General features: G+C 66.3%; 17 protein-coding genes. 12 read left to right on the top strand and 5 right to left on the bottom strand.

The window, feature by feature from the left end:
• Positions 1 to 69: 69 nt before the first annotated feature.
• Positions 70 to 726, bottom strand: coding sequence for a TetR/AcrR family transcriptional regulator (locus AC07SQ_RS05625; RefSeq protein ID WP_095946946.1), 657 nt, complete (start codon positions 724 to 726; stop codon positions 70 to 72).
• A 95-nt stretch (positions 727 to 821) separates the two neighbouring features.
• Here AC07SQ_RS05625 and AC07SQ_RS05620 point away from each other — a divergent pair, with 95 nt between their 5' ends.
• Positions 822 to 2,546 (top strand): thiamine pyrophosphate-binding protein, encoded by a 1,725-nt coding sequence (locus AC07SQ_RS05620; protein WP_495270475.1) that lies wholly within the window; start codon positions 822 to 824, stop codon positions 2,544 to 2,546.
• On the opposite strand, the gene AC07SQ_RS05615 is transcribed toward AC07SQ_RS05620, so the two are convergent.
• Entirely contained in the window at positions 2,512 to 2,805 is a 294-nt protein-coding gene (locus AC07SQ_RS05615; protein WP_487848437.1) for a hypothetical protein, read from the bottom strand. The two genes, AC07SQ_RS05620 and AC07SQ_RS05615, sit on opposite strands and share 35 nt — an antisense overlap.
• A 94-nt stretch (positions 2,806 to 2,899) precedes the next feature.
• Between AC07SQ_RS05615 and AC07SQ_RS05610 the strand changes: the two genes are divergently transcribed.
• On the top strand, positions 2,900 to 3,679 hold the full coding sequence (locus AC07SQ_RS05610; RefSeq protein ID WP_495270476.1) for a helix-turn-helix domain-containing protein: 780 nt from the start codon (positions 2,900 to 2,902) through the stop codon (positions 3,677 to 3,679).
• Positions 3,680 to 3,719: 40 nt separating this feature from the next.
• Here AC07SQ_RS05610 and AC07SQ_RS05605 read toward each other — a convergent pair whose 3' ends face one another.
• Complete coding sequence (locus tag AC07SQ_RS05605) at positions 3,720 to 4,163, bottom strand: SWIB/MDM2 domain-containing protein (protein WP_495270477.1); 444 nt, start codon at positions 4,161 to 4,163, stop codon at positions 3,720 to 3,722.
• Positions 4,164 to 4,318: 155 nt separating this feature from the next.
• A complete protein-coding gene (locus AC07SQ_RS05600; protein ID WP_495313002.1) occupies positions 4,319 to 5,188 on the bottom strand; it encodes a DMT family transporter in 870 nt (289 codons plus the stop codon).
• A gap of 95 nt (positions 5,189 to 5,283) precedes the next feature.
• Between AC07SQ_RS05600 and AC07SQ_RS05595 the strand changes: the two genes are divergently transcribed.
• Positions 5,284 to 5,676 carry a gamma-glutamylcyclotransferase family protein gene (locus tag AC07SQ_RS05595; protein WP_495270479.1) on the top strand — a complete coding sequence of 131 codons (393 nt, stop codon included), beginning with the start codon at positions 5,284 to 5,286 and terminating at the stop codon, positions 5,674 to 5,676.
• 232 nt (positions 5,677 to 5,908) lie between these two features.
• The gene (gene aceA, locus AC07SQ_RS05590) at positions 5,909 to 7,240 is read left to right on the top strand and encodes an isocitrate lyase (RefSeq protein WP_159271177.1); all 1,332 of its coding nucleotides are present in this window, start codon (positions 5,909 to 5,911) and stop codon (positions 7,238 to 7,240) included.
• Between the two features lie 98 nt (positions 7,241 to 7,338).
• Here the strand turns inward: aceA and AC07SQ_RS05585 are convergent, their stop codons facing one another.
• Entirely contained in the window at positions 7,339 to 8,307 is a 969-nt protein-coding gene (locus AC07SQ_RS05585; RefSeq protein WP_495270480.1) for a GlxA family transcriptional regulator, read from the bottom strand.
• Positions 8,308 to 8,428: 121 nt separating this feature from the next.
• Between AC07SQ_RS05585 and AC07SQ_RS05580 the strand changes: the two genes are divergently transcribed.
• The 8 genes from AC07SQ_RS05580 to pheT all read left to right on the top strand — a co-directional run bounded on the left by AC07SQ_RS05580 (position 8,429) and on the right by pheT (position 16,824).
• The gene (locus AC07SQ_RS05580) at positions 8,429 to 8,743 is read left to right on the top strand and encodes a putative quinol monooxygenase (protein WP_070061263.1); all 315 of its coding nucleotides are present in this window, start codon (positions 8,429 to 8,431) and stop codon (positions 8,741 to 8,743) included.
• Positions 8,744 to 8,760: 17 nt separating this feature from the next.
• The gene (locus tag AC07SQ_RS05575; protein ID WP_495270481.1) at positions 8,761 to 9,558 is read left to right on the top strand and encodes a thioesterase family protein; all 798 of its coding nucleotides are present in this window, start codon (positions 8,761 to 8,763) and stop codon (positions 9,556 to 9,558) included.
• A gap of 216 nt (positions 9,559 to 9,774) precedes the next feature.
• Positions 9,775 to 11,682 carry a threonine--tRNA ligase gene (gene thrS / locus AC07SQ_RS05570; RefSeq protein WP_062473452.1) on the top strand — a complete coding sequence of 636 codons (1,908 nt, stop codon included), beginning with the start codon at positions 9,775 to 9,777 and terminating at the stop codon, positions 11,680 to 11,682.
• Between the two features lie 101 nt (positions 11,683 to 11,783).
• On the top strand, positions 11,784 to 12,407 hold the full coding sequence (gene infC, locus AC07SQ_RS05565) for a translation initiation factor IF-3 (protein WP_082818065.1): 624 nt from the start codon (positions 11,784 to 11,786) through the stop codon (positions 12,405 to 12,407).
• A 153-nt stretch (positions 12,408 to 12,560) separates the two neighbouring features.
• The gene (rpmI, locus tag AC07SQ_RS05560; RefSeq protein ID WP_007832497.1) at positions 12,561 to 12,764 is read left to right on the top strand and encodes a 50S ribosomal protein L35; all 204 of its coding nucleotides are present in this window, start codon (positions 12,561 to 12,563) and stop codon (positions 12,762 to 12,764) included.
• Between the two features lie 24 nt (positions 12,765 to 12,788).
• Positions 12,789 to 13,148, top strand: a complete 360-nt coding sequence (rplT, locus tag AC07SQ_RS05555; RefSeq protein WP_007832499.1) for a 50S ribosomal protein L20 — start codon at positions 12,789 to 12,791, stop codon at positions 13,146 to 13,148.
• Positions 13,149 to 13,260: 112 nt separating this feature from the next.
• Complete coding sequence (gene pheS, locus AC07SQ_RS05550; RefSeq protein WP_056579739.1) at positions 13,261 to 14,337, top strand: phenylalanine--tRNA ligase subunit alpha; 1,077 nt, start codon at positions 13,261 to 13,263, stop codon at positions 14,335 to 14,337.
• Between the two features lie 45 nt (positions 14,338 to 14,382).
• Entirely contained in the window at positions 14,383 to 16,824 is a 2,442-nt protein-coding gene (gene pheT / locus AC07SQ_RS05545; protein WP_495270482.1) for a phenylalanine--tRNA ligase subunit beta, read from the top strand.

Here is a 16,824-nt window from a genome sequence, read left to right as displayed (position 1 = left end):
CAGCGTCAACCGACGCTGCTTGGTGAAAACCCGGGGGCGTGGAAAAGGGCGTCTGCAGCGCCCGAAGGCTCAGTGCAGGACGTAGCCCAGCACGAGATCGGTCATGTGCGAGAGGCGTTGCGCCATCGCCTTGGGGGCACGCAGGTCACGCCCGAAGATGGCCGACAGCGTGTGGTTGTTCGAGAGGTAGAAGTAGCACAGCGAGGCGATCGAGATGTACAGCTGCACGGGGTCGACGCCGGCGCGAAAGAGGTTGTCCTTCTTGCCGCGCTCCAGCACGGTGTCGAGCAGCTGCACCAGCGGCGAGTTCATTTCCTGGATGCGGTCGGAGCGCTTCAGGTGCGCCGCGCCGTGCAGGTTCTCGCTGTTGAGCAGCGTGATGAACTCGGGATGCTCCAGGTAGTAGTGCCAGGTGAACGACACCAGTTGGCGGATCGCCTCGACGGGCTCGATCTCGTCCAGGTGCAGGCGCTGCTCGGCGGCGCGGATGTCGGCGTACACGCGCTCCAGCACGGCCAGGAACAGGTCGTCCTTGCTGCCGAAGTAGTAGTAGATGAGGCGCTTGTTCAGGCCCGCGCGCTCGGCGATGCTGTCCATGCGCGCACCGGCCAGCCCGCGTGCGGCGAACTCGTCGCGCGCCGAGGCGAGGATGGCCAGTTGCGAGCGGTCGGCGTCGCGCGAGCGCGGCTCGAGCGTTTCGGGCAAAGAGTCCTTGGGGGCCTTCATGACGCGAATTTAACCAATTGGGGAATTAAGACAAGGCGTGGAAGGCAGGCACACATAATCGCCGGAGACATTTGCAACTGAGGTTCGAACTTTCCATGAGTACATCACAACCCGCGGGCCACCTGATCGTCGAGTGCCTGGTCGAACAGGGCATGCAACTCGCCTTCGGCGTGCCGGGCGAGAGCTTCCTGGCGGTGCTCGATGGCTTCCATGCCTACCGCGACCGCGCACGCTTCGTGGTGAACCGGCAGGAGGGCGGCGCAGCCTTCATGGCCGAGGCGCACGGCAAGCTCACCGGGCGCCCGGGCGTGTGCTTCGTGACGCGCGGGCCGGGCGCGACCAACGCCTCGATCGGCGTGCACAACGCGTTCCAGGACTCGACGCCGATGGTGCTGTTCGTGGGCGACGTCGGCAGCGACTTCCGCGACCGCGAGGCCTTCCAGGAAGTGGACTACGCCAGCTTCTTCGGGCCGAGCACCAAGGGTTTCGCCAAGCGCGTGGAGCGCATCGACGACGCCGACCGCATTCCCGAGTACATCGCGCGCGCCTTCGCCACCGCGATGAACGGCCGGCCGGGCCCGGTGGTGCTGGTGCTGCCCGAGGACATGCTGCGCACCGAGACGGCGGCACGGCCGCTGGCGCGCGTGGAGGCGGTCCAGCCGTGGAGCGACCCGGGCGCGCTGCGCACGCTGCGCGAGCTGCTGCTGAAGTCGCAGCGCCCGCTGCTGATCGCCGGCGGTGGCGGCTGGACGCCGCAGGCTGCGCAGGCGCTGCAGCGCTTCGCCGAGAACTGGCGCCTGCCGGTCGCGAACGCCTTCCGCTTCCAGGACACCTTCGACAACCACCACCCGCAGTACGCGGGCGACGTGGGCATCGCGATCAACCCGAAGCTCGCGCAGCACGTGAAGGATGCCGACCTGGTGCTGGCCATCGGCCCGCGCCTGGGCGAGATGACGACGGGCGGCTACACGCTGCTCGAAGCGCCGAAGGCCAAGCAGACGCTGGTGCACATCCATGCGAGCGCCGAGGAGCTGAACCGCGTCTACCAGGCCGACCTGGCGATCAACGCCGGCATGAGCGCCGCGGCGCGCAGCCTCGAGGTGTTGAGCGCGCCACCTTCGCTGCCGTGGGAAGCCTGGACGCAGCAGCTGCACGCGGACTACGAAGCCTGGCTGCAGCCGCAGGCGCTTGCCGGCATGCCGGCCGAGACGCCGCGCGGGGCGGTCGACATGGCCGCCGTGGTGGCGCTGCTGCAGAAGCACCTGCCAGCGGATGCGGCCATCACCAACGGCGCCGGCAACTTCGCGAGCTGGGTGCACCACTACTTCCGCTACCACGGGCTCGCCAAGGGCGCCAAGACGCAGCTGGCGCCCACCAGCGGCGCGATGGGCTACGGCGTGCCGGCGGGCATTGCCGCGAGCATCGCCACCGGGCGCGTGGCCTTCACCATCGCGGGCGACGGCGACTTCCTGATGAACGGGCAGGAGCTGGCCACGGCCTCGCAGCACGGCGGCAAGAGCATCGTCGTGCTGCTCAACAACGGCATGTTCGGCACGATCCGCATGCACCAGGAGCGCGAATACCCCGAGCGCACCAGCGGCACCGCGCTGCGCAACCCCGACTTCTGCGCCCTGGCGCGCGCCTACGGCTACGCGGCCGAGCGCGTCACCGAGACGGCGCAGTTCGAGGCCGCGCTGCTGCGTGCGCTGGCGGCCGACACGGGCACGCTGATCGAGATCCCGCTCGACCCCGAAGTGATCACCACGCGCGGCACGCTGGCGTCGATCACGCGCGCGGCGAAGCAGCAGGCGCAGGGCTGAGCGTCACGCGATGGCGGGCCACCTCGTCGCGCAGCGCGGGCGAGCGCAGTTCGAAGACGTCGAACAGGCCGAGCGCGTCGAGCGTGGGAATCAGCGATGCGAGGTCGTCGCGGGCGACGCGGCGTTCGTCGGCCGTGGCGTTCGGGTCTTCGAGCACGCGCGCATTGGCGAGGAAGGCGCCGACCGAGCCCTTGCGCACGGTGTGGCCGTCGATGACGGTGAAGTCCTGTCCGTCGGGAATGATGTCTTGCGCTTTCATGGGGATTCCTTGGTGGAGATGCCTTCGATGCTAGGCAGCGGGGCCGTGCCCGGCTTGCGGCGCGGGGCCAATCGATACCGCGTGCGGGCCAGCCATGGCGGCTGAATCGCCTGCCACGCTCTGGCGCTACGCGCACGAGGCGCCGCGCGTCACGGGCTACCACGCGCACGCGACCGGCCAGCTGTTCGCACTGCGCGAAGGCCTGCAGGTCATCGAGACGCCCGCGGGGCGCTGGGTGCAGCCGCCGGGATGGATCGGCTGGATCGCGCCGCGCTGCGCCCATGCCGCGCAGAGCTTCGGGGCCACGGCGGGATGGCATCTGCACATCGATGCGTCGGTGGCGCAGGCCTTGCCGGAGGGGCCGCATGTCTTTGCCGCCACGCCGCTGGTGCGGGAGCTGGTGGCGCGGCTGATGTCGATGGAGCCATCCGACGCACTGTTGGAGCCCCGTCGCACGCGACTGGTGGGCGTGCTGATCGACGAGCTGGCGGCCGGCGGGCGCGAGTCGCTGCACCTGCCCATGCCGCAGGACCGGCGGCTGGTGGCGATGGCGCGTGCGCTGGCAGACGATCCGTCACTGGCCGACGGCATCGACGACTGGGCCGATCGCATCGGCATGGCCCGGCGCACGCTCACGCGCCGCTTCGCCGCCGAGACCGGACTGAGCTTCACGCAATGGCGCCAGCAGGCGCGCCTGCTCAAGGGCGTCGAGCTGCTGAGCCTGCATGAGCCGGTGACGGCGGTGGCGCTGACGGTGGGCTACAGCTCGGTGAGTGCCTTCATCGAGGCCTTCCGCAAGCACTTCGGCTGCACGCCCGCGCGCTTCTTCCAGGCTGGCGAGGGCTTTCTGCAAGCGAAAAAAAAGCCCGCATGACGCGGGCTTTTTGACTCAGGAGCACGAGGCCCCCGAACGCTTACTTGACGTGCTTGCCAATCAGCGCAGCCAGTTCGAACATCGAAACCTGAGCCTTGCCGAAGATTTCCTTCAGCTTGGCGTCGGCGTTGATGTTGCGCTTGTTGGTCTTGTCTTGCAGGTTGTTCTTCTTGATGTAGTCCCACAGCTTGCTCACCACAGCGGTGCGCGGCAGAGGCGTCGAACCGACCACAGCGGCCAGTGCCGGGCTGGGGGTCAGGGCCTTCATGAACGCAGCGTTGGGGGTGCGCTTCTTGGCGGGAGCGGCCTTCTTTGCAGGAGCCTTCTTCGCCGGTGCAGCCTTCTTTGCAGGAGCAGCCTTCTTGGCGGGCGCCGCTGCCTTCTTGGCCGGTGCGGCCTTCTTTGCAGGAGCCGCAGCCTTCTTTGCGGGAGCGGCCTTCTTTGCCGGAGCTTTCTTGGCCGGAGCCTTCTTTGCAGTTGCCATGGTTGATTTCCTTTTTTGGTTGAACGTTCACCAATGAAAAACTTGCGTCTCCAGTGGCAATGCGGATGCTAAATGAGAAAAAACGCGTTTCCAAGGGAAAAAGCGCTTTTTTCATTGGGAGCTGTTGTTTTTTCAGAGGGGAGAAGGGACGTTGTTCACGTTCGTCGCCCCGGCCACGTCGCCAGCACCACGCCCACGAGGGCGATCGCGAACGCAAGCAGTTGCGGCGAAGTGAGGTTTTCCCCGAGCACGAGCACGCCCACGAGCGCCGCGCTGACGGGCAGCAGCACAGTGAAGACACCCGCTTGTGCCGCTGGTACGTGGCGAAGTCCGGTCATCCACAGCCACACGGTCCAGATGCTGGCGGCCAGTGCGTAGGCGACCAGCAGCGCCCAGGTGCCGAAGCGCACGGCGGTGAAGTCGAACTGCAGCGCGAACCAGATGCCGAAGGGCATCGACAGCACGAAGCCCCACAGGTTGATGAGCGACGCGATGCGCTTGGGCCCCAGCTTGCCGGTGAGCGACTTGCCGATCACCGCATAGGCGGCTTCGCAGAGCACCGCGCAGAACACGAGCAGGTTGCCCAGCCAGGGCATCGACGGCGCACCGGCCGCGCTGCCGGTGGCGGGCGGTGCATGCGTCGGCGTGAACGCGAGCAGGCCGATGCCCAGTGCCGCGCAGGCAATGGCCAGGCCGGTGCGCACCGTGATGCGCTCGCGCAGGAAGAGCCAGCTGGCGACCGCGACCACCGCGGGGATCGACGCCATGATCACGCCCGCCGACACCGCGCTGGTGAGGCTCACGCCGAACAGCATGCAGATCGAGAACAGGAAGTTGCCGAGGAAGGATTCGAGGAACACGAGCCCGCGCGTGCGTGCGCTCATGGGCGGCTCGTCGGGCGTGGGTTGGAGCCAATGCGGCATGGCGAGTGCCGCGATGCCGAAGCGCAACCAGGCCAGAAGCAGCACCGGGAAGGCTGCCACCAGCGGCTTGGAGAGGGCGACGTAGATGCCGACGAGCGACATGCTCAAGGCCAGGCAGCCGTAGGCCACGAGGCGGCCGGAGGTGGAAGCGGCGGGGTTCAATAGACTGGGCGCTGGTTGTTGATCGGATGGATTCGATGATGCCCCACGTTCTTGTCTACGGCACGCTGCGGCGCGGCGGGCGCAACGACATCGCGCGCTACCGGCCGGCGCCGGTGTTCGTCGGCGAGGCCGTCATCGCGGGCACGCTGTACGACCTGGGCGCGTACCCGGGTGTGGTGCTCGGCGGAGAAGGGCGCGTGAAGGGCGAGGTCTATCGCGTCGCACCGAAGGTCGAGCGCGAACTCGACCGGCTCGAGGAAGTGGCCGACGACGATTCGGGCGAGTACATCCGGCGCCGCGTGCGCGTGGCGGTGGGCGCGCAATCGATCGACTGCCTGGTCTACGAGATCCATCCGACGCGCATCGCGGGCCGCCATGTGATCGACAGCGGCGACTGGATCGCGCATGCGGCGGGCGCCGCGGGATAGGCGCCGTTTTCACAACCGAAAGAGCGATTCCGTATCGCGAAAATTCAAACTGCTGCGCCGCAATATTTTTTCTCGATATGAGAAAAATAATTTCTCATTGAGAAATATCTCCGTAAGTTGTTGATTTTGTTGGTTCAAAAATATGTCTTCTATAAGACATAAGAGTCTGCAATCGGATTACAGTAACCCCACGGCCGCAACGCCAACCTTCAATCAACCTCACGGAGTGACCATGCCCCAGACCCTGAACGAACAACTGAGCCGCGAACAGCAAATTGCCGCCCTCGAAAAGGACTGGGCCACCAACCCTCGCTGGAAGGGCGTGAAGCGCGGCTACAGCGCAGCCGACGTGGTTCGCCTGCGCGGTTCGCTCCCCATCGAGCACACGCTGGCCAAGCGCGGCGCTGAAAAGCTCTGGGACAAGATCAACGGCGGCGCCAAGAAGGGCTACGTGAACGCCTTCGGCGCGATCTCCGCTGGCCAGGCGATGCAGCAAGCCAAGGCCGGCCTGGAAGCCGTGTACCTGTCGGGCTGGCAAGTCGCCGCCGACGGCAACACCTCGGAAACGATGTACCCCGACCAGTCGCTGTACGCCTACGACTCGGTGCCGACGATGGTCCGTCGCATCAACAACACCTTCAAGCGCGCTGACGAAATCCAGTGGGGCCGTGGCATCAACCCGGGCGACAAGGAGTTCATCGACTACTTCCTGCCGATCGTCGCGGACGCTGAAGCCGGCTTCGGCGGCGTGCTGAACGCCTTCGAACTGATGAAGAACATGATCGCGTCGGGCGCCGCCGGCGTGCACTTCGAAGACCAGCTGGCGGCCGTCAAGAAGTGCGGTCACATGGGCGGCAAGGTGCTCGTGCCGACGCAGGAAGCCTGCGAGAAGCTGATCTCGGCGCGCTTCGCCGCCGACGTCATGGGCGTGTCGACCATCGTTCTGGCCCGCACCGACGCGGAAGCCGCGAACCTGATCACGTCCGACCACGACGCCAACGACAAGCCTTTCCTGACCGGCGAGCGCACGCAAGAAGGCTTCTACCGCGTCAAGAACGGCCTGGAACAAGCCATCAGCCGCGGCGTCGCCTACGCACCGTATGCCGACCTGGTGTGGTGCGAAACCGGCGTGCCTGACATCGGCTTCGCCCGTGAATTCGCGCAAGCCGTGCACGCCGCCTGCCCTGGCAAGCTCCTGTCGTACAACTGCTCGCCGTCGTTCAACTGGAAGAAGAACCTGGACGACAAGCAGATCGCTTCGTTCCAGGAAGACCTGTCGGCGCTGGGCTACAAGTACCAGTTCATCACGCTGGCCGGCATCCACATCAACTGGTTCAACACCTTCCAGTTCGCCCACGCCTACGCCCGCGGCGAAGGCATGAAGCACTACGTGAACATGGTGCAGGAACCTGAGTTCGCCGCACGCGACAAGGGCTACACCTTCGTGTCGCACCAGCAGGAAGTCGGCGCCGGCTACTTCGACGACGTGACCACCGTGATCCAGGGCGGCTCGTCCAGCGTGAAGGCGCTGACCGGTTCGACCGAAGAAGAACAGTTCCACTGAGCTGCCTTCGTTGATCGCTGAGTGACGGCGCGTTGCGCTGTCGCCTCCAAGCCCGGCCTCGTGCCGGGCTTTTTCGTGGGCGCTCGACGAGCGGGGGCTCAGGCTTCGAGCCGCACTTCGCGCACGCCGCGCCCCAGCCGCTGGCGCAGCAGCGTGCGCAAGGTGACGCCGTCCGCGTAGCCGACCATGCCCGCGATCTGCTCGAGGCTCTTGTTGCTGGTCTTCAGCAGGTGCACGGCGCGTTCGACGCGCAGGTCCTGCACGTACGACAGCGGGCTCTTGCCGAGCACCTGCTGCATGCGCCGGGCCAGCGTGCGCTTGCTGGTGCCCGCGGCCTGCGCCGCCTCGTCGAGCGAGAAGCCCTCGGCCAGCCGGCCGCGCGCCCAGCGCTCGAAGCGCTCCACCAGCGGGTCGGCGTGCGAGAGGTGGTCGGAGATCACGTAGGCCGATTGCGAGGGGCGCGAGTCCACGATGAGGTAGCGCGCGACCAGTGCGGCGAGCTCGGGGCTGGCCTGGCGCACCAGCCACAGTGCCATGTCGACGTGGCTCAGCGCCGCGCCCGCCGTGACGAGCGGCCCCGAGCTGACCAGCATGCGCGAATCGTCGAGCAGCACCGCCGGGTAGCGCTGCCGGAAGAGCGTGGCCAGCCACCAGGTGGTGGTCGCCTTGTGGCCCGCGAGCACGCCGGCTTCCGCCAGCACGAAGGTGCCGATGCACGCGGCGGCGATGCAGCCGCCGTCTTCGGCACGCGCGCGCAGTGCCGCGCAGGCATCGCGGACGTCGGCGCGTTGCAGGGCGGGCTCCAACGTCTCGGGCATCTTGCAGCCGAGCGCCGGGACGACCAGCCAGTCGGTGGCGGCGCCGGTGTCGGCCAGCGTGTGCGTCACCGGCACGGTGAAACCCTGGGCGGTGCGCACGCGCTTGCGGGTGCCCACGATGGTGACGTCGAAAGGCGCCACGTCGAGCTGCAGCATGGCGGTGAGTTCGTTCGCGGTGGTGAAGACGTCGAGCACCGTGGCCAGGCCGGAGTCGAACACGCCGTCGAGGGCGAGGACATCGAGTTTCATGGCAATAACGATACCAAAGATGTCAAAAAAGCCAATGGTCCAGAGGGAGGGGCTTGCCTAGAGTCCATGCCAGCGCCGCGCAATCCCGTGCGCTGTTGTTGTCCACCCCAGGAGATGTTCCATGATCAAGTTCGCACTGTTTGCCCGCCTTGAAGCCAAGCCCGGCAAGGAAGCCGCCGTCCAGCAATTCCTCGAGGCCGGCCTGGCCATGGCGCGCGAGGAAAAGACCACGCCGATCTGGTTTGCGCTGCGGCTGTCGCCCAGCACCTTCGGCGTGTTCGATGCGTTCGAGGACGAAGCCGGCCGCCAAGCGCACCTGACCGGCCCGATTGCCCAGGCTCTGATGGCGCAGGCGCCCGAGCTGTTCGCCGGACCGCCCTCGATCGAGCCGATCGAAGTGCTGGGCCTCAAGAACGTGGCGGCCGCGGCGTCGTGAGCGTGCTGGCGCAGCCCATGACGACACTCGTCGGCGACCCGGTGTTCGTCAGCGACGGTGAACGCTTCGTGCCCACCGAGGCGGCCATCGGTCCGTGGTCCGCTGATGCGCTGCAGGGCAGCGCGACCGCCGCCTTGCTCGTGCGGGCGCTCCAGGCGCACGAGGCGAACCAAGGGCGCGAGGCGGCGCGATTGAGCTTCGATTTCTGGCGCTCGGCGAGCCGGGCGCCGATCACGCTCGAATTCACCCTGCTGCGAGACGGCGCCAAGGCGCGCACGGTGGCGTTCGACATGGTCCAGGACGGCAAGTCCGTGCTGCGTTGCACCGCCTTGCTGCTGCGCAGCGGGCAGACGCCCGCGCTGCCGGCCGCCGACGCCTTCGCCGCTGTGACATTCGCGCCGCCGGAAGAGGGCGCGCCCATTCCCGCGGTGGCGTCCCGCATGAGCCCGTTCTTTGCCGGCGTGGACGTGCGCATGGCACGCGGGCAGATCCTCGAGCCCGGCCCGGCGGCCGCGTGGTTGCGCCTGGGCCGGCCGCTGGTCGACGACGAGGCCGCGTCGCCGCTGGCCCAGGTGGCCTCGGCGGCCGATCTCGTGGCGGGCATCTCGCAGTGGGCGCATCCGGCGCGGCTGGGTTTCGTCAATGCCGACCTGACGATCAACCTGCGGCGGGCGCCGCGCGGCGACTGGGTGCTGGTCGACGCCCTCACGCTTGCGGGCCCGATGGGCACGGGCTATGCCGTCGGGCAGCTGCACGACCGAGACGGGCCGGTCGGGCAGTGCGTTTCCAGCCTCCTGTTCGAGGCGCGCGGCTGAAGCGGGCAGCGGCTAGAATCGCCCACTCTGCACTCAACAAGAGCGAGAAAGGCACCTTGGTTATGACACCGCGAACTACCCCGCAAGGATTCAGCGGCTTTTTCTTCTTCGAAGGAAAGGGCCGGTAGCCCCGCGCTCGCTGGTTTTTCCAGCGCACCAACCAAGCAAAGCGCGGCATCCACCGCGCTTTTTTGTTTTTCTCCCCGAGGTTTTCACATGATCCAGATCACGCTCCCCGACAACTCGCGCCGCGAGTTCCCCGGCCCGGTTTCGGTGGCCGAAGTGGCCCAGTCCATCGGCCCCGGCCTCGCCAAGATGACGGTGGCCGGCAAGATCGACGGCAAGCTCGTCGATGCCAGCGACGTCATCGACCGTGACGCCAGGCTGCAGATCATCACGCCCAAGGACGACGAGGGCCTGGAGATCATCCGCCACTCGACGGCCCACCTGGTCGGCCATGCGGTGAAACAGCTGTACCCGACGGCCAAGATGGTGATCGGGCCGGTGATCGACGAAGGCTTCTACTACGACATCTCGTTCGAGCGCCCGTTCACGCCCGAGGACATGGCCGCCATCGAGGCGCGCATGCGCGAGCTGATCGCGCAGGACTACGACGTGATCAAGAAGATGACGCCGCGTGCGGAAGTCATCGAGGTCTTCAAGTCGCGTGGCGAGGACTACAAGCTGCGCCTCGTCGAAGACATGCCCGACGAGCAGGCCATGGGCCTGTACTACCACCAGGAATACGTCGACATGTGCCGCGGCCCGCACGTGCCGAACACGCGCTTCCTGAAGGTGTTCAAGCTCACGAAGCTGGCCGGCGCCTACTGGCGCGGCGACGCCAAGAACGAGCAACTGCAGCGCATTTACGGCACGGCCTGGGCCGACAAGAAGCAGCTGGACCAGTACATCCAGCGCATCGAGGAAGCCGAGAAGCGCGACCACCGCAAGCTGGGCAAGGAACTCGACCTGTTTCACATCGACGAAGTGGCGCCGGGCGTGGTGTTCTGGCACCCCAAGGGCTGGGCGGTCTGGCAGCAGGTCGAGCAGTACATGCGCGGCATCTACCGCGACACGGGCTATTGGGAAGTGAAGGGCCCGCAGATCCTGGACAAGAGCCTGTGGGAGAAGACGGGCCACTGGCAGAACTACCGCGACAACATGTTCACGACGGAGTCGGAGAAGCGCGAATACGCGCTCAAACCGATGAACTGCCCGGGCCACGTGCTGATCTTCAAGAGCGACCTGCGCAGCTACCGCGACCTGCCACTGCGCTACGGCGAGTTCGGCCAGTGCCACCGCAACGAACCCAGCGGCGCGCTGCACGGCATCATGCGCGTGCGCGGCTTCACGCAGGACGACGGCCACATCTTCTGCACGGAAGACCAGATCCTCGACGAGTGCATCGCCTACACGGCGCAGCTGCAGAAGGTCTATGCCGACTTCGGCTTCACGGACATCCTCTACAAGGTCGCGACGCGGCCCGAGAACCGCGTCGGCTCCGACGAGCTGTGGGACAAGGCCGAGCACGCGGTGATGGAATCGCTGCGCCGTTCGGGTGTGGACTTCGTCATTTCGCCCGGCGACGGTGCCTTCTACGGCCCGAAGATCGAGTACACGCTGCGCGACGCCATCGGCCGTCACTGGCAGTGCGGCACGATGCAGGTCGACTTCAACACGGCCGAGCGCCTGGGCGGGGAGTACGTCACGGAATCGAGCGGTCGCGCCCACCCGGTGATGCTGCATCGCGCCATCGTCGGCAGCCTCGAGCGTTTCATCGGCATGCTGATCGAACACCACTCCGGCGCCATGCCCGCATGGCTCGCTCCGGTGCAGGTGGCGGTGCTCAATATCAGCGAAGGACAGGCCGACTACGCGGCGCAAGTTGCGAAAACGCTGCAAAATCAAGGGCTTAGAGTTCAGCTGGATCTGCACAACGAAAAGATTACGTATAAAATACGGAAGCATTCGTTGCAAAAGCTCCCTTACATCCTCGTCGTGGGTGACAAGGAAAAGGAAGCAGGTGCCGTCGCAGTGCGCGCCCGGGGCAATCAAGACCTCGGTGCAATGTCCCTCGAATCGTTCACGCAACGGCTCGTTCAGGACGTTGCTGACAAGCGTTGATTTGTCTCTGAAACACCCCATATGTTTCTCTGCCATCTCGTGCCGCCTGTCCGCGAAGACTGAGCGGCGATCGCTACAGATTTTGTAGCAAACTTTGAAGGATTCTGACCATCGCTACTGCATTTCGCGACCGCCGCCACCGCGAGGAACGCCAACACCGCCTGAACCGGGAAATCATGGCCCCGGAAGTCCGCCTGGTCGGCCCGGAAAACGAGCCATTGGGTGTCATGAGCCTTTCCGAAGCCTTGCGCCTTGCGGGCGAGGCTGACGTGGATCTGGTGGAGGTCGTTGCTGCGGCCAATCCGCCCGTGTGCCGCCTGATCGAGTACGGGAAGTTCAAGTACCACGAGCAGAAGAAGGCAGCCGAGGCGAAGTCGAAGCAGAAGGTCATCGAGGTCAAGGAAATCAAGTTCCGGCCCGGTACCGACGATGGCGACTACAACATCAAGATGCGCAACATCAGGCGCTTTCTTGAAGAGGGCGACAAATGCAAGATCACGCTGCGCTTCCGCGGCCGCGAGATCACGCACCAGGAGCTCGGTCTGGCACTCTTGCAGCGCATTCGCGACGAGCTGGGCGACACGATCATGGTCGAGCAGTTCCCGAAGCTGGAAGGCCGTCAGATGATCATGATGATCGCTCCGGGCCGCAAGAAGGTTGGCGGCGCGGCGCCGAAGCCGGCAGCAGATGCTGCGCCGGCAGCAGCGCCCACGGCAACCGCCTGAGGCATTTGCAGTAGACGGGTTTTGAAGGGATTTCGCCCTGGCCCGCATTTCGCAAGAAGTGCAGGCGGGGGCGAGATAAAGAAGTGTCTCGGGGCCAACAAGTCCGTGGAGTATCCGCGGCGCCTCACGAGCACAAACTAAAGGAGCATTCACATGCCCAAAATGAAGACCAAGAGCAGCGCGAAAAAACGTTTCCGCGTTCGTCCCGGTGGCACCGTCAAGCGCGGTCAAGCCTTCAAGCGTCACATCTTGACGAAGAAGACCACCAAGAACAAGCGTCACCTGCGTGGTGCAGTCGCAGTGCATGAGACCAACATGGTTTCTGTCGCCGCCATGCTGCCCGGTCGTGGCATTTAACTCAGACGAACAAGGAGTACACACATGCCTCGCGTCAAACGTGGTGTAACGGCTCGCGCCCGCCACAAGAAAGTTCTCGCACTCGCCAAGGGTTTCCGCGGTCGCCGCGGTAATGTCTTCCGCGTCGCCAAACAGGCGGTGATGAAGGCTGGGCAATATGCCTACCGTGACCGCCGTACCAAGAAGCGCGTGTTCCGTCAGCTGTGGATCGCGCGTATCAACGCCGCCTCGCGTGAACTGGGCCTGACCTACAGCCAGTTCGCCAACGGCATCCGCAAGGCCGGTATCGAGATCGACCGCAAGATGCTTGCGGACATCGCCGTGCACGACAAGGCCGCTTTTGCCGGCATCGTGGAGCAGGTCAAGGCCAAGCTGGCTGCTTGATTTTGCACAGCAGGTTGCCGTCTCCGGACGGCTTCTTGCGCCCACGGCTCAAGGGCTGGCGCTTGAAAAGGCTCCAGCTCTTTTTTATTTCCCCTCGAAGATTTTTGTTGCTATGAACGAGTTGGACTCCCTGGTCGACACCGCACGCGCCGCTTTCGCCGAAGCGAAAACGCCCGCAGAGCTCGAAAACGCCAAGGCCCAGTTCCTTGGCAAGTCGGGCCGCATCACCGAGCTGATGAAGGGCATGGCCGCGCTGAGTGTCGAAGAGAAGAAGTCCCGCGGCGCCGCGATCAACGTCGGCAAGCAGGCCATCGAGGCCGCACTGACCGACCGCCGCCAGCAACTCGCCGACGAAGAACTCTCGCTGCAGCTGCGCGCCGAAGCGCTCGACGTGAGCCTGCCCGGCCGCCACCGCGCCGGCGGCGGACTGCACCCCGTGAGCCGCACCCTGGAGCGCATCGAGGAGATCTTCTCGAGCATGGGCTTCGACGTGGCCGACGGCCCCGAGATCGAGAGCGACTGGCACAGCTTCACCTCGCTCAACAACCCGCCGAACCACCCGGCGCGTTCGATGCAGGACACCTTCTACGTCGACCTCAAGGGCGACGACGGCATTCCCTACAACCTGCGTCCGCACACCAGCCCGATGCAGGTGCGCTACGCCCACCAGCACACCAAGAAGTACGCGGCCGAGTTCGCTGCTGCTGCCGCCGACACCACCGGCACCGTGAAGGCGCCCGAGATCCGCGTGATCGCGCCCGGCCGTACCTACCGTGTCGACAGCGACGCCACCCACTCGCCCATGTTCCACCAGTGCGAAGGCCTGTGGCTCGGCGAGAACGTCAGCTTCAAGGACCTGAAGGTCGTCTTCACCGACTTCTGCCGCACCTTCTTCGAGCGCGACGACCTCGTGCTGCGCTTCCGCCCGAGCTTCTTCCCGTTCACCGAGCCGAGCGCCGAGATCGACATCCAGTTCGCGAGCGGCCCGCTGGCCGGCCGCTGGCTCGAAGTCGCCGGCTCCGGCCAGGTGCACCCGAACGTGGTGCGCAACATGGGCCTGGACCCCGAGCGCTACATCGGCTTTGCCTTCGGCATGGGCCCCGATCGGCTCACCATGCTGCGCTACGGCGTGAACGACCTGCGCCTGTTCTTCGACGGCGACCTGCGTTTTCTCTCGCAGTTCCAGTAAGCACGTCCTTTCCACAGATAGAAAAACCAGATCGAGATCGAAGAGATGCAATTCCCGGAATCCTGGCTGCGCGAGTTCTGCAACCCGCCCCTCGACAGCGCCGCACTGGCCGAAACGCTCACCATGGGCGGCTTCGAGGTCGAAGAGCGCCGTCCGGTGGCGCCGCCTTTCACGCGCATCGTGGTCGGCGAAATCAAGGAAGCCGTGCAGCACCCGAATGCCGATCGCCTGCGTGTGTGCCAGGTCGATGCGGGGCAGGGCGCCTTGCTCAACATCGTGTGCGGCGCGCCCAATGCGCGCGTCGGCATCAAGGTGCCGTGTGCCCTCGTCGGCGCCGAGCTGCCGCCGGGTGAAGACGGCAAGCCTTTCCTCATCAAGCTCGGCAAGCTGCGCGGCGTCGAGAGCCAGGGCATGCTGTGCTCGGCGCGCGAACTGAAGCTGAGCGAAGACCACGGCGGCCTGCTCGAACTCGACGCCGACGCCCCCATCGGCGCCGACGTGCGCGACGTGCTCAAGCTCGACGACGCGCTGCTCACGCTCAAGCTCACGCCGAACCTGGCGCACGGCCTCAGCGTGTACGGCGTGGCGCGCGAACTTGCCGCACTCACCGGCGCACCGCTGAAGACGCCGGCCATCGCGGCCGTGGCCACGTCGTTCTCCGATGTGCTGCCCGTCAAGGTCGAGGCGCCCGACCTGTGCGGCCGCTTCTCGGGCCGCATCGTGCGCGGCGTGAACACCAAGGTCACCACGCCCGCGTGGATGGTCGAGCGCCTCGCGCGTTGCGGCCAGCGCAGCGTGACGCCGCTGGTCGACATCTCGAACTACGTGATGTTCGAGTATGGCCAGCCCAGCCACATTTTCGACCTCGACAAGATCCACGGCGGCCTCACAGTGCGCTGGGGCAAGGCGGGCGAACAGCTCAAGCTGCTCAACGGCACGACGATCACCGTCGACGAAAAGGTCGGCGTCATCGCCGACGACCGCGAGGTCGAATCGCTCGCCGGCATCATGGGCGGCGACGCCACCTCGGTGACCGACGACACGCGCAACATCTACGTCGAGGCCGCGTTCTGGTGGCCCGAGGCCGTGCAGGGCCGTTCGCGTCGCTTCAACTTCTCGACCGACGCCGGCCACCGCTACGAGCGCGGCGTCGACCCGAGCCGCACCGTGCAGATCATCGAGCGCATCACGCAACTGGTCGTCGAGATCTGCGGCGGCGAAGCCGGCAAGATGGACGACCAGACTTTGCGCCTGCCCGAGGCCGCGCCCGTCACGCTGCGCGTGGCCCGTGCCGCGCGCGTCATCGGCATGCCGCTGACGCAGGCGCAATGTGCCGACGCGCTCCACCGCCTCGGTTTCGAAATCACCGAAGGCGAAGGCACGCTGACCGTCACGCCGCCGCCGCACCGCTTCGACTTGCTGATCGAGGAAGATCTCATCGAAGAAGTGGCGCGCCTGATCGGCTTCAACAACCTGCCGACCACCGCGCCACTCGCGCCCATCACCGCCCGCGTGCGGCCCGAGGCGCAGCGCAGCCGCTTCGCGGTGCGTCGCAGCGTTGCAGCGCTGGGTTACCAGGAAACCATCAACTTCAGCTTTGTCGAAGCGCACTGGGAGCAGGACCTGGCGGGCAACGCCAACCCGGTCAAGCTGCTGAACCCCATCGCCAGCCAGATGAGCGTGATGCGCTCGTCGCTGCTTGGCTCGCTGCTGCAGGTGCTCAAGTTCAACCTCGACCGCAAGGCACCGCGCGTGCGCGTGTTCGAGCTGGGCCGCGTGTTCCTGCGCGACGACAGCGTCGTCACCACCGACAGCACCGTGCGCGGCGTGAACCAGCCCATGCGCGTGGCCGGCCTGGCCTGGGGCGATGCCGAGGCGTCGCGCTGGGACGGCAAGCCGCAGCGTGTCGACTTCTACGACGTCAAGGGTGACGTCGAAGCGCTGCTCGCACCGCGCGTGCCGACCTTCGAAGCGGCCGAGCACCCCGCGCTGCACCCCGGCCGTTCGGCCCGCGTGCTGCTCGACGGCCAGGCCATCGGCTTCATCGGCGAACTGCATCCGCGCTGGCGCCAGAAGTGGGACTTCACCCAGGCGCCCGTGCTGTTCGAACTCGACCTCGACGCCGTCACGGCGCGGCCCGTGCCCGTGGCGCAGCCGGTGCCCAAGCTCCAGGCCGTCGAGCGCGACATCGCGGTGGTCGTGGCCGAAGCGGTGTCGCACGACGCGCTGATGCAGGCCATCCGCGCGGGCGCGTCCGCCTCGGGCCTGCTGCGCGATGCGACGCTGTTCGACATCTACCGTCCGCAGCCGTTGCGCGAAGGCGCCGTGGCAGCGCCGGGTGCGCTGGCACCGGGCGAGAAGAGCATGGCCGTGCGCCTGACCTTCCAGAGCGATGCCGCCACGCTGACGGACGAGCAGGTCGAACCCGCTGTCCGTGCAATCGTCGAACAACTGGGCGCCACCCTGGGCGGCCGCTTGAGAGGATGA

The organism is Variovorax sp. GW821-FHT06D12 (assembly GCF_059419205.1).
The sequence above is the reverse complement of the archived record's forward strand: the minus strand, read 5'-3'. Positions and strand labels throughout refer to the sequence as shown.